We start from the raw sequence: 12,128 nt of genomic DNA on the forward strand, positions 1-12,128 counted from the left end.
AGCTAGCCGCCTCTGTCGGCCTGTGCTGCAACCTTGCTGGCAAGATGGGTTTTGAGGGCGGCGAGGTCCTGTCGCGACCAGTCCTTCACGCCCAACACCGCACTCCAGGCTTCCACATAGTCCTGCGGCGCGTAGACATGGCCGTAGCCGATCGGCGTGGTTGTCGCCACGGCCATATCGAGACCGAGCTGCAGCATGGTCACCACCGGGTACCAGCTCAGTTGCGGCGAGACGTCCGGCCCGCGCGGCGCCTTCATCCAATCCGGCTGCCGGTAGGCGTCGCGATAATCGAAGAATACGATCGGGTCGCTGGCATATTGCAGGTAGACGATCCTCAGCGGGCCCCAGGGCGTGTCGGGCGCCACCGCCGGGCCGCTTTGGTTCATGAACCGGACCAGGCTGCTATTGCGGAAGATCGGCAGCCACTGCGGCGAGCCGTTGTTGCGCGTATCGCTCACCGAGCGCCAGATGCGGCTTTCGAAGGGCGGGCCGCTCCAGAGTGCGCCGCTGATCGGATCGCTGAATATCTCGAACAGCCCGGCCGATCTTTCGGAGTTCATGGCGCCAAGGCTGAGCCCGTGCAGGTAAAGCCTCGGCCGCCACTGCTTCGGCAGGGTGGTCCAGTAGCCGTAGATTTCGAGGAACAGCGCCCGGGCCGTCTCGGCGCCGTATTCCGGCTGCGCCAGCAGCGACAGCGGACTGCTCAGATAGGAATATTGCGCGGCGACGCTGGCGACATCGCCGCGGCACAGATATTCGAGCGCATCCATCGAGGCCGGATCGATCCATCCGGTCCCGGTCGGCGTGATGACCACAAGCGTGGATTTGCTGAAGCCGCCCGCCCGCTTCAGCTCCTCCAGCGCGAGTTTCGCGCGGGCTTGCGCACTGTTCGCCGCTCCCAGCCCGACATAGACCCGGACCGGCTGTTGCGCCGGCCGGCCGGTGAAGGTCCCTATCTCGGCGGCGGCGGGACCGTCCGCGATGAACTCGCGGCCGGCGCGGCCGAGCTCGTCCCACCTGACCAGCGAGGCGGGGCTTCCGGTCCTGGAGGGTTCGCTCGGCTGCTGGCGCTCCGGTTCCATGAGTGCGTCGAACTTGGCGAACGAGGAATCGAGCGCGCCGAAGATCGCGCGGATCGCAACGTCGCTCACCAGCAACCAGATGAGCAGCACGGCGACAGCGGCGCCGGCGACATTCGCCAGGCGCCGGGGTATGTAGCGTCTCAGTGCCCCGGCGATGGCGCGCACCAGCCAAGCGACAAGGCGCGCCAGCGCGAGCACGACGATGAAGGTGCAAATGGCCAGGGCGCAGACATTGAGGGGATGAGCGCCATCGACAGCCGGCATGCCCATCACCGCGCGGATGGAGTTCTGCCACGCGCCGGATCGCCACAGTGCCACAACGGCAAGGCCGAGGCACGGGACCAGGATAATCGCCTTGGACAGCAAACGCGGCCGTGGCGGCAGTTCCGGAATCTCGAGATATTTCCACAGCCACCGCAAGGCGACGCCAAGGCTGTAGCCGATGGCGAAGCACGCGCCCGCCAGTACGCCTTGCGTCAGGTCGGTGCGGGGAACGAGCGTCGGCGTCAGGGCGGCCGCGAAGAATAGCATGCCGAGGGCCATGCCGACACCGGAGAGCGATCGCCAGATACTAAGGAAACGAGTAGTTGTCACTTGGGTGTTACGCCTCGAGTTGGACCGCAGGATAACGTTGGCCTATGGTTTTTATATCTTCGGAGTCGCGCGTCCGCTATTGGCCTCCTAACCAGTCGGGCTCATGCCCTGGGTCAACATGCATCGACCCCTTTGCGGGACAAGACAGAGATACCACGCGTAGTAAAAACTAGTGCTCCCCCGGTTCCTTAGGTTCGCCAGATCATACCAGAGAATATGAAGGAAACGGGTTGCCGAACCGTCCGCTAACGTCTTGACTTCCAGTAGAAGACGTCGACCCTCCGGGCCGACCATTGTCGTTATCCGCCATTAGGCTACGAAGCGGTTCGCCAAGGCGATTCGAGGCGATGGTCTAGACACTCGCCGATCGCATCGTCTGCGGATGGCAGCTTTGCGCCTCCAACCCGCCGTTTAGCTCCAAACTGCGTGAGCTAGGAAGCAGACGTTGGACTAGCCCGGCCAAAGGCCCTGAAGCCATGTGGCACCGCAGCGCCGGCAATATTCGTGAACCGAGTGCTACGTTTACCCAGCGCGCTGCTTGAGTTCAGGAAAATCTGGTCTCTGCGCCAACCTTGGCCTCAGGAACATTCCCCATCTACCGCTGCCTTCTCCGCCACCAGTCAAGTATCCGCAGGCTGTGTGCGCCAGTCATACTCTTGCCGGAACCCAAGGATGTCGCGCAGCTTCCGATTTGAGATCGGTCCCTCGAATACATCCATGGCGCGTGTGACTGGTATGTTGGGTGCGTGCTTGCTGAGAAATTCCGCCGTCGGCATCTCGGCTACGATGTTGTCGTTGACTGCGTTGAATATCTGGAACCCCAAGCCGTCCTTCTCGATGCACAGATCGACGATCTGGCCAAGATCGCGCACGTCCATGTAGGTCCAGCCGTCGCGCCGCCGTTTCGAGGCGTCGGCCAGGAATTCCGGGAAGCGGCCATAGTCCCGCGGTTCGACGACTCCGCCGATCCGCAGGGCATAGACGTCGGCTCCAGTACGGGAGGCGAAAGAGCGCGCAATCTTCTCGCCCAGCACTTTGGAGAGACCATAGCTGTCGGTCGGATCGACGTCATAGTCCTCGTCCACCGGAAACGATGTGAAATCGCGGTCGCCTTCGGCAAAGCACACACCGTACACCGTTTCGCTGGAAGCAGTGACGATCTTGCGGATGCCAAGCTTGGTGGCGGCTTCGATCACATTGTAGGTCGACTGCACATTGGCGGTGAACATGGCGTTATCCGGTCGCAGGAATATCCGCGGGATCGCCGCGAAATGGACCACTGCGTCGACCGGGCCGCGGCTCTTTCCGCCGAAGTATTCGTTGAACCCGAAATGCAGCGTCAGGGCATTGTAGGTCTCGCCAGCGTCCGCAAGATTGGTGATGACGGTGTCGACGCCCTGCACATCGAGCGGCGTCAGGTCGAGATTCAGAACCTGATGCCCGCGCTCGAGCAGGTAGGGTATGACGTGCCGGCCGATCTTGCCGCTGCCGCCGGTGAAGATGATCCGCTTGCCCATGATTTCCTCACAACGGATTTGTTTGATCGGGCAGCGCAATCCGCCCGGTCCGTTCTATTCAAAGATGCCGAAGCCTGGCACGGCGTGCTTGCGGACGCCTTCCATGTCGAGCTCGACGCCGATGCCGGGCACGTCAGGCACCACGATGTGGCCGTCTTCGACGATCGACTTCGCGCCGTCCGGAAGGCGCACGTAACTGTCCCACGCCTCCCGCTCTTCAAGCGCGTGCCACTCTAGAACGAGGAAGTTCGGAACGCTGGCGCAGACATGGCATGTCGCCATCGTGCCCAGCGGCGTCGACACCAGATGCGGCGCGAACGGCACGTAGTACATCTCGGCGAGATTCGCGATCTTGCGGCTTTCCGCAAGGCCGCCGCATTTCGGCACGTCGGGCATGATGACGTCGGCGCCATAGTTCTGGAACAGTTCGCGGAAGCCCCAGCGCAGGTAGAGATTTTCGCCGACGCAGATCGGCGTCTTGGTCCGCATGCGGATCTGCTTCAGGGCCTCGACATTTTCCGCCGGGATCGGCTCTTCCAGCCAGAGAAGGTTGAACCGTTCCATCTCGGCCGCTATGCGGCTGGCGCTGAGGACGTCGTACCGCGCGTGCAGGTCGATGCAGAGATCGACGTCGGGGCCGATCGCATCGCGGACCGCTGCAACACGCTCGACCATGAAGCGCAACTCGGCGCCGTTGATGGTATGGTTCACCGCGTCGAACTTCGCCGGGTGGCGCAGATTGTCGATGTCGAATTTCAGCGCCGTGAAGCCTTCCGCCACCATGCGGCGCGCGCGTGCCGCGCATCCCTGCGGCGATCCCGATTCCTCATCGCCATCGCCGCAATCTGCATAGAGTCTTATCCGGTCGCGGAACTTGCCGCCGAACAAGCGATAAAGCGGCTGCCCGGCGGCTTTCGCCGCCACGTCCCAGAGCGCCATCTCCAGCCCGGTCAGCGCGATGAGAAAGACGCCGGCTTGCGCACCGGAAAACACATGGTCACGGCGAATCTTGTCCCAGCAATATTCGACATTGCGCGGATCCTGGCCGATCAGTTCCGACTTCAGTTCCGAAATCAGCCCGACGATTGCGGCGGCGCCTGCATCGGGATTTGCCTCGCCATAACCGGAGATGCCGGCGTCCGTATCGATGCGGATCAGGGTCGCCTTGCCGTGATAGGCGACGACCGCTGTCCTGATGTCCGTGATCTTCATCGAAACCTCCTCCCCGTGATGGCGCGCGGCGCCTTCAAATGCATATGGTCAGTTAGGTCAACTTGTCCAATAAGCATACAAGATGAGAAGATGGGACGTAAACCCCCTTTGAACGATTTTGCGCAAATACACCTTGAAACGGCAGGTATCATTGAATTACTTGGGAAATTCGTCGCTCCGCGCCAATCGCCATAAATCCGCCGGGACCTACTTGTTAGACGAGTATATAAGCGTATAAATTGGACATCAGCAGGGTGATAGCCCTGCCTGCCAATCAGGAGGAACAGGATGCAACAGCGACAGTTGGGATCGTCGCCGGTCAGGGTATCGGAGATCGGTCTAGGCACTTGGGGTATGTCCGGCGCCTTTTGGGGCGCGGCCGACGACGAGGAATCGATCCGGGTGATCCGACGCGCCGCGGAGCTTGGCATAACGCTGATCGACACGGCCGAAGCCTATGGACATGGCCATGCCGAGGAGATCGTCGGCAAGGCACTGGCCGGCCGTCGCGACAAGGCTGTTATCGCGACCAAGGTTGCGCCCAATCACCTCGAACCCGCCGCGATTGAGGCGGCGCTCGACGGATCGCTGAAGCGGATGCAGACGGACTATGTCGATGTCTATTTTGTCCACTGGCCGAACTCGGATTTTCCGATCGGCCCGACCATGGAGATGATGGAGCGGCTGCGGTCGTCCGGGCGTATCAAGGCAGTCGGCGTCTCGAATTTCAGCACCGCCGACATGGACAGCGCCCGTCAGCATGGCGTCATCGACGTGCTCCAGCCGCCCTACAACATGCTGTGGCGCGAGGTTGAGGCTGAGACGCTGCCCTATTGCCGCAAGCACAATATCGGCGTGATGCCCTATAGCGGTCTCGCCCAGGGATTGCTCACAGGGCTGTTGTCGCCGGACACCAAATTCGTCGAAGGCGATGAGCGCCGCACCACCGTTCTGTTCCAGCCGGGCACCTACGAGCGCGCGGTTGACGCCGTCGACGCCCTGAAGCCGATTGCGGCGCGCTACGGCAAGACGGTTCCGCAGCTTGCGATCCAGTGGCTTACCAGCAGGCCGGGCGTGAGTTCGCCGCTGGTCGGCGCGCGCACGGTCAAGGAACTCGAGGAAAATGCTGAGAGCACAGGCTGGGCGATTTCCGACGCGGACATCGCTGCCATCGACAAGATTACCGGACCGGTATGGGCGGAAATCAAAGACAAGGGCGACATGTTCGGTTTTCGCGCGCGCCAGCGCCAGGAACAGCAAGCAAAAAGCGCCTGATATCGGCCGCGTCCTCCCGGCGCGCAGCGGCGCGGCTAGCCCGATTGCTGGCTGCGCCGCTCGGAAGCATCGGCTGGCGATTTCTTATGGGGGCAGGCCAACGGCCGTGGTGATCTTCAGGTGCCGGCGCATCGCCTCTTCCGCCCGTTTTGCATCACGCGCCACGAGCGCCTCGTAGATCGCTCTGTGCATCTCAGTCGCCGAGGGCAGGGCATGAGGCACCTGGTTGCTGATGCGCCTGCTTGCCATCTGCCACCATCGGGAGGAGTACATGAAGCGGTCGAGGATTCTATTCTTGGCTGCCCGGCAAATCTCCATGTGGAAATCCAGATCGAGTTTCAGATAGGCGTCCGCATTGTCTTCGCTGGCCGACATCGCTGCCAGCAGAGTGCCAAGACGCTCGAGGTTCTCTTTGGTCATATGCTTGGCCGCGATGGCGGTGATGGCCGGTTCGATGATTATCCGCGTTGCGTGTGCTTCCGCCAAGATCTCGCGGGTCTGCTCGGGCGGCAGCCAGTCGATAAGCAATGGACTGAGATAGTCCCATTCGTCTGCGGGACGCAGCACCACGCGTCGTCCCTGCGCGATCTCGATCATGTCGAGAGACGCCAGGATCTTGAGCGCTTCCCGTGCCACCGCGCGCGAAACCCCGAACTCCTGAAGGATCTGCTGCTCCGACGGTCCCTGGCCGCCGGCGACGCCGCTGCTGGCGATGCGGCGCGCGAGCACGCCGGCCACCTGCTTGGGCAAAGTTTGAAGCTTGACCTCCATGGCATCCATCATTAACATCCACTTGTCTGATAAGCTTATAGGCTGATAGCTAGATATGCAGTCAACTTATCTCATGGTGCTCAGTAGCCTATAACTCGGCCTGCGGGAAGGGAGGATCGAACGGTGGAGCTCGTCCAATCCCGACTCCCGCTGTCCGAAATCAGGACCGATACGCCTTCGCGAACGCCCAGGCGCCTTGGAACAAACGTGCCTAATCGCCCGGCCGGCTCGCAAGCGTCGTTCGGGACGTAATCCAGGCAGTCTCGCTGCGGGAGGAGCAAGCCGCCGCGGATTTGCCGGAAAGGTTGAAGTTATCGGCCGACCCTTGGATGGGCCGACCAATCAAACCAAGGAGGAGATTATGATGTCCGCAAACCTATCGAGACGCAAATTCCTGGCCGCGAGCGCGGCAGTGATGGCCGGCTCGCTAGCCGCGCCATGGATCGCCAGGGCAGACGCGAACGAGATCACCGCACTGCTGATCACCGGCGGCCCGCTCTATCCCAAATACTGGGAAAAGATCGTTCAGGATTTCACCGCCAAGACCGGTATCAAGGTTCGCTACGACCTGCTGGAATTCACCCCGCTGACGGCGAAGGTGGTCACGTTGAGCGCAGCGCGATCGAGCCAATACGACGTCTATAGCACCCATACGGCGCAGATCGATTCCTACTTCAGCCATTTTGCGCCGCTGAACAGCTATTTCAGCGACAGCGAACTCGCGGAATTCTACCCGGTCGCTGTCAAGTATCTGCGCGATCCCAAGACTGGAAATCTGGCGGCCATTCCGCGCAACATGGATTCGCGCGCCCAGTACTACCGCAGCGACATCTATCAGGAAAAAGGCCTGAAGCCGGCTGAGACCTGGGAGGAGCTCGTCGACGTCGGGCTGAAACTGACCGGCAATGGCCATTATGGGCTGGTCGTGCCGGGGCAGGGCGATCCAGCACAACGCACCTTCAGCGATCTGCTCTGGCAAGCCGGCGGCGATTGGGTGGACCAGGCCAACAAGCCGGCCTTCAATTCCGAAGCCGGCATCAAGGCCCTGACCTTCTATCGCGATCTCATCCAGAAGCACAAAATCGTGCCACCCGATGCGGTCGGCTATCAGTGGAACGAAAATTCGACCGAATTCTCGTCCGGCACGGTCTATGCGAATTTCGATTGGCCGGGCGCCTTCGCGACCCTATCGAATCCGGAGACCTCACGTGTCGTCGGCAAGTGGTCGACTGCGCCCTATGTCAAGGACAAGGCCGCGATTTCATGCGCCATTTCGCATGCCATGGCGCTCAACGGACAATCCGGACGCAAGGACGCCGCCGTCGAATTCATCAAGTATACGGTCGGTCCGGAGGCGCAGCGGTTGCAGTTCGATCAATTCACCAACTTCCCCAGCAGCCAGGCGATCGCCAAGGAAGTGATATCAGCGGCAAAGGGGCCTCAGGCCGTGTGGCTGCAGCAGCTCGAGACGACGATAGCCAACGGCAAGGAATGGCCGAAGCTAGCCGGCTTCTCGAAAGTCTGCACGCTGATGTTTTCGGCCATCGAACAGGCCTTGACCGACCAGGCCTCTCCCGCGGACTCGCTCAACCAGGCGGCGACGGAGGCCGAGGAGATCATGCGTCGGGCCGGAGCTTACGATTGACGATGCCGTCCGTCGCGCAGCATACGGTGTCGGGGCGTCGGCGACGTTCGCCGCTGCCCTACACCTGGCAGAGAGGATACCTTCTGGCCAGCCCGGCGCTCCTCGTCATGCTGGCCATCCTGCTCTATCCGCTCGGATACTCTTTCACCATGAGTTTCTTCCGCTGGGATCTGAGCGGTTCGGCGCCCTTCATCGGGATGGCAAATTACACCGACGAACTCTTCGGCCGCCAGTTCAACCAGGCACTGCGAAATCAGACCATATTCAGCATCATTTCGATCACGATTGAAGTGGTGGCTGGAATGGCGATCGCCGTGCTCGTCAATGGCAAATTGCGCGGCATGCGGCTCGCGCGCACCTTGCTCCTGGTGCCTCCGATGATCGCGCCCGCAGTGGTGGGCCTGAATTTCCGGTGGCTGTTCAACACCCAGTACGGCCTGGTCGACGCGCTGTTGCGCATGTTCAACCTGCCCGACATTCCATGGCTCAACCATCCGACCTGGGCGCTCGTCTCGGTGATCGTCGCCGATGTCTGGCAGAACACGCCGTTGATGGTGCTACTGTTCCTTGCCGGCCTGCAGTCCTTGCCGCAGGAACCGCTCGAGGCGGCCACCGTGGACGGCGCCACGCCATGGCAGCGCTTCTGGCATATCGTGCTGCCGCTGATGCGTCCGATCATCATGATCGCCCTGATGCTTCGCATCATCGACACGTTCCGGACCTTCGACGTCGTCTGGCTGATGACGCAGGGCGGGCCGGGCGGCGCCACCAACCTGCTCACCGTCTATTCCTACCTGCTGGCGTTTCAGGCGGTGGATTTCGGACATGCGGCGGCCGTCTCCTACATTGCTTTGGGGATGTCGCTGTTCGTGCTCGGGCTCCTCTACGGAATACCGTGGCTGATTGCGAAACGGAGAGCGATATGAGCGAAGCCGCAATCGTTAGCGCACGTCCCAGGCCAAAGCGCCGGCGCCGTCGATTTACGGTGGGAACCGCCGGCCAGTATATGGCGCTGGCCCTGACCGTCGCGTTCACCGTCTTTCCGCTGGTATGGCTGTTCCTAACGTCGATCCGCAGTTCGGCCGACATCTTCTCGGTGCCGGTGCACATCATTCCCGAGACCGCGACGCTAACACAATACGTCTCCGTTTTCGCGGAGTACGACACGATGGACTATGTCTGGAACACCGTCATCGTCTCGGCGGCGACGGTCATCCTCGTCCATCTGCTGGCCATTCCTTGCGCCTATGCCTTGTCGCGTTTCAGGATGCCGGGCGCCATGCTGATTTTCGGGCTGCTTTTGATCATGCGCATGATCCCGGTCATAGCGCTTGCCATTCCGCTCTTTGCCGTGTTTGCCGCCATGGGCATTCTCGACACCATCTGGGCGCTGATCCTGAGCCATACGGCGGCCAAACTGCCTGTCGCCATCTGGCTGCTTCTGGGCTTCATCCAGGACGTGCCGAAAGAGATCGAGGAGGCTGCCCAGTCGGACGGCGCCGGCACGGTGCGCACGCTGGTCCAGATCGTGACGCCGCTGATTGCTCCTGGTATTGGCGCCAGCGCGGTCATCACCTTCCTCTTCACCTGGAACGACCTGCTGCTTGCCCTGACCCTGACCTCCAGCAAGGCCGCGCAGACTCTGCCGGTCGGGCTCACCAACTTCGTCTCGCAATTCGGCATCGACTGGGGCGCGATGTCGGCAGCCGGCGTCCTGATGGTCATCCCGACCCTGGTGTTTGTCTGGTTTGCCCAGGGGCTGCTGGTCAAGGGTCTCACCACCGGTGCCGTCCGCGGCTGAATGGCGGACATGCACCCAGAACGCTCGACGGCTTCGACGACGGGATACGCAACTGAGTGACGATCGGTGGGGTCAGGGACCTCGCCGCGCAATCGGAGGATACGGAATGGCAGCTGATCAGATACCGGCGATGTCGGACATTTCGCGGCCGCCGAGACAATTGGTCGATGCGCTTGCGGCGATCGGCTCGGCGACGCTGGCCAGCGAACTCTACCACAAGATGGGCATTCGCGACCCGCAGATACGGGGCCCGCGTCCATTGAGGCTGGGCCGCACAGCGGCGGGGCCTGCTCTCACGCTCCAGTGCATGCCGAAGCGCGAGGATCTCTACAACGAGACCGAATATGAGGAGCCGGAGCGGCAGTTACACCGTCACGTGCTCTATCCCACGCAGCCGGGCGACATGGTGGTGGTCGATGCGCGCGGCGATCTGGGAAGCGGCATCTTCGGCGAGATGATGCTGACCTATTTCGCCGGGCGCGGCGGGGCCGGCGTGGTTGTCGACGGCTGCATCCGCGATTCCGCCCAGGCGACGGCTTTGGACATCGGCATCTGGGTGAGGGACGTCACGCCGAATTTCCACGCCCAAACCAACATCGTGCCGTTCGCCGTCAACGTTCCCATCGCCTGCTCGAACGTGCTGGTCATCCCTGGCGATATCATCGTCGCCGACGATGACGGCGTGGTCGTCGTGCCGGTCGCCCTTGCTCCAAAATTGGTCGAGCTCGCCGGCGCGCATATTGAGTGGGAAGAGTTTTCGCGCTCGCGCCTGGCGCAAGGGGGAGACCTGCGGAAATACTATCCGTTGAGCCCCGAGGGCGAGGCCGAATACCGAGCATGGCGGCATGCTCAACAAAAATGAGTGGTGCCGGACGGGAGGACAATAGGTGTCTGCAATTGAGATAGAACAGCTCGGCAAGAGCTTCGGCGCCGTGGAAGTTTTGCGCGATGTCAATATCGAGATCGCCAGCGGCGAGTTCGTGGTGCTGGTCGGTCCGTCAGGCTGCGGCAAGTCAACGCTGCTACGCATGATCGCCGGGCTGGAAGAGCAGACGACCGGCGAGATCCGCATCGGCGGGCGTGTCGTCGACGAGATGCCGGCCAAGTCGCGCGACATAGCCATGGTCTTCCAGAGCTACGCGCTCTATCCGCATATGAGCGTGGCCGACAATATGAGCTTCGCGCTTCGACTGGCGAAGGTCCCTAGGGAAGAGATTGTCTCGAGGGTCAAGGCGGCGGCCGAAATCCTTGGCCTGCAGGATCTGCTTGGCCGCATGCCGCGGCAGTTGTCCGGCGGCCAGCGCCAACGTGTCGCCATGGGCCGCGCCATCGTGCGCGATCCAGCCGCTTTCCTGTTTGATGAGCCGCTCAGCAACCTCGATGCCAAGTTGCGTGTCAAGATGCGCGCCGAAATCAAGAAGCTTCACCAACGGCTCGGCCGAACAAGCATCTATGTCACGCATGACCAGACCGAGGCGATGACGCTCGCCGACCGCATCGTGGTGTTGAACAAAGGCCGGATCGAACAGATCGGCAGCCCCTCCGAGCTCTACGAGAACCCAGCCAATCTGTTCGTCGCAAGCTTTATCGGCTCGCCGGAAATGAACCTGATCGAGGGCCGCATCGACAACGGCGCATTTGTCGCCGATCAGGGCTTGCGCTTACCCTTGCCGGCGGATGCTCGGATGGGCGACAGAGATGGGGTAGTCTACGGGATTCGTCCGCAGCACATTTCGGTTGGTGGCAACCACTCTCAGGCGAGGGTGCAAGTGGTCGAACCGACCGGTGAGGCCCAGGAGCTTACATTAAGTGCAGGTGGAGTGGACCTCGTGGCCGAGGTGCGGGATCAGCCGCCCTTCAAACTTGATCAAGAGGTTGGGTTGGAGATCATGGTATCCAAGGTGCATCTGTTCGATGCTCGTAGTGGTACCAGGATTGCTTAGGGCGCGCTGACGGGCGAAAAACAGCCCATCCCATCATGCCCTTCATCAGTTGCCACTTGCTGCGAAACCACCGGTGATCGCCGTTTGCCCATCGGCCGTCACGGCAATCGCCCGCGGCGCTCCGGCATGACCAGGGATCTCGGCACCACGCGTTGTTACGCCACAGAGGAACGGACCGCGTCAGACATAGTGCGGGCGTCGTCCTCATTGCACCCCGGGCCATTCCGTGCTCCGTTGGCGCAGCGCCGCCGTTGCGGGCACCAAGCTTGCCGGACCGGCCATATCGTC

10 protein-coding genes are annotated in these 12,128 nt (G+C 61.8%); 6 read left to right on the forward strand and 4 right to left on the reverse strand.

Going from position 1 to position 12,128, the window contains the following annotated elements:
* Window positions 1-2: 2 nt before the first annotated feature.
* The 3 genes from FJ959_RS13930 to FJ959_RS13940 all read right to left on the reverse strand — a co-directional run bounded on the left by FJ959_RS13930 (window position 3) and on the right by FJ959_RS13940 (window position 4,405).
* Window positions 3-1,625, reverse strand: a complete 1,623-nt coding sequence (locus tag FJ959_RS13930; RefSeq protein ID WP_140517423.1) for an alpha/beta-hydrolase family protein — start codon at window positions 1,623-1,625, stop codon at window positions 3-5.
* A gap of 671 nt (window positions 1,626-2,296) precedes the next feature.
* On the reverse strand, window positions 2,297-3,193 hold the full coding sequence (locus tag FJ959_RS13935; RefSeq protein WP_140630390.1) for an NAD(P)-dependent oxidoreductase: 897 nt from the start codon (window positions 3,191-3,193) through the stop codon (window positions 2,297-2,299).
* 54 nt (window positions 3,194-3,247) lie between these two features.
* Window positions 3,248-4,405, reverse strand: a complete 1,158-nt coding sequence (locus tag FJ959_RS13940) for a mandelate racemase/muconate lactonizing enzyme family protein (RefSeq protein WP_140521323.1) — start codon at window positions 4,403-4,405, stop codon at window positions 3,248-3,250.
* A 288-nt stretch (window positions 4,406-4,693) separates the two neighbouring features.
* Between FJ959_RS13940 and FJ959_RS13945 the strand changes: the two genes are divergently transcribed.
* Entirely contained in the window at window positions 4,694-5,680 is a 987-nt protein-coding gene (locus FJ959_RS13945) for an aldo/keto reductase (RefSeq protein WP_140521324.1), read from the forward strand.
* Between the two features lie 84 nt (window positions 5,681-5,764).
* Here the strand turns inward: FJ959_RS13945 and FJ959_RS13950 are convergent, their stop codons facing one another.
* On the reverse strand, window positions 5,765-6,469 hold the full coding sequence (locus tag FJ959_RS13950; protein WP_318012678.1) for an FCD domain-containing protein: 705 nt from the start codon (window positions 6,467-6,469) through the stop codon (window positions 5,765-5,767).
* 346 nt (window positions 6,470-6,815) lie between these two features.
* Between FJ959_RS13950 and FJ959_RS13955 the strand changes: the two genes are divergently transcribed.
* The 5 genes from FJ959_RS13955 (at window position 6,816) to ugpC (ending at window position 11,840) form a co-directional block, all read left to right on the forward strand.
* Window positions 6,816-8,096 carry a sugar ABC transporter substrate-binding protein gene (locus FJ959_RS13955; protein ID WP_181171909.1) on the forward strand — a complete coding sequence of 427 codons (1,281 nt, stop codon included), beginning with the start codon at window positions 6,816-6,818 and terminating at the stop codon, window positions 8,094-8,096.
* Window positions 8,097-8,098: 2 nt separating this feature from the next.
* Window positions 8,099-9,022 carry a sugar ABC transporter permease gene (locus FJ959_RS13960; RefSeq protein WP_224646876.1) on the forward strand — a complete coding sequence of 308 codons (924 nt, stop codon included), beginning with the start codon at window positions 8,099-8,101 and terminating at the stop codon, window positions 9,020-9,022.
* Window positions 9,019-9,897 carry a carbohydrate ABC transporter permease gene (locus FJ959_RS13965; protein ID WP_140630395.1) on the forward strand — a complete coding sequence of 293 codons (879 nt, stop codon included), beginning with the start codon at window positions 9,019-9,021 and terminating at the stop codon, window positions 9,895-9,897. The genes FJ959_RS13960 and FJ959_RS13965 overlap by 4 nt, the downstream gene beginning before the upstream one ends.
* A gap of 106 nt (window positions 9,898-10,003) precedes the next feature.
* On the forward strand, window positions 10,004-10,759 hold the full coding sequence (locus tag FJ959_RS13970) for a ribonuclease activity regulator RraA (RefSeq protein ID WP_140630398.1): 756 nt from the start codon (window positions 10,004-10,006) through the stop codon (window positions 10,757-10,759).
* 25 nt (window positions 10,760-10,784) lie between these two features.
* Window positions 10,785-11,840 (forward strand): sn-glycerol-3-phosphate ABC transporter ATP-binding protein UgpC, encoded by a 1,056-nt coding sequence (gene ugpC, locus FJ959_RS13975; RefSeq protein WP_140630400.1) that lies wholly within the window; start codon window positions 10,785-10,787, stop codon window positions 11,838-11,840.
* Window positions 11,841-12,128: the final 288 nt, after the last annotated feature.

The organism is Mesorhizobium sp. B2-2-4 (assembly GCF_006442375.1).
Classification (GTDB): domain Bacteria; phylum Pseudomonadota; class Alphaproteobacteria; order Rhizobiales; family Rhizobiaceae; genus Mesorhizobium.

What these genes read in the sequence shown, in the direction of transcription:
- FJ959_RS13930 (WP_140517423.1), bottom strand. Translation starts at nt 1,625, where the DNA reads ATGGCCCTCGGCATGCTATTCTTCGCGGCCGCCCTGACGCCGACGCTC.
- FJ959_RS13935 (WP_140630390.1), bottom strand. Translation starts at nt 3,193, where the DNA reads ATGGGCAAGCGGATCATCTTCACCGGCGGCAGCGGCAAGATCGGCCGG.
- FJ959_RS13940 (WP_140521323.1), bottom strand. Translation starts at nt 4,405, where the DNA reads ATGAAGATCACGGACATCAGGACAGCGGTCGTCGCCTATCACGGCAAG.
- FJ959_RS13945 (WP_140521324.1), top strand. Translation starts at nt 4,694, where the DNA reads ATGCAACAGCGACAGTTGGGATCGTCGCCGGTCAGGGTATCGGAGATC.
- FJ959_RS13950 (WP_318012678.1), bottom strand. Translation starts at nt 6,469, where the DNA reads ATGTTAATGATGGATGCCATGGAGGTCAAGCTTCAAACTTTGCCCAAG.
- FJ959_RS13955 (WP_181171909.1), top strand. Translation starts at nt 6,816, where the DNA reads ATGTCCGCAAACCTATCGAGACGCAAATTCCTGGCCGCGAGCGCGGCA.
- FJ959_RS13960 (WP_224646876.1), top strand. Translation starts at nt 8,099, where the DNA reads ATGCCGTCCGTCGCGCAGCATACGGTGTCGGGGCGTCGGCGACGTTCG.
- FJ959_RS13965 (WP_140630395.1), top strand. Translation starts at nt 9,019, where the DNA reads ATGAGCGAAGCCGCAATCGTTAGCGCACGTCCCAGGCCAAAGCGCCGG.
- FJ959_RS13970 (WP_140630398.1), top strand. Translation starts at nt 10,004, where the DNA reads ATGGCAGCTGATCAGATACCGGCGATGTCGGACATTTCGCGGCCGCCG.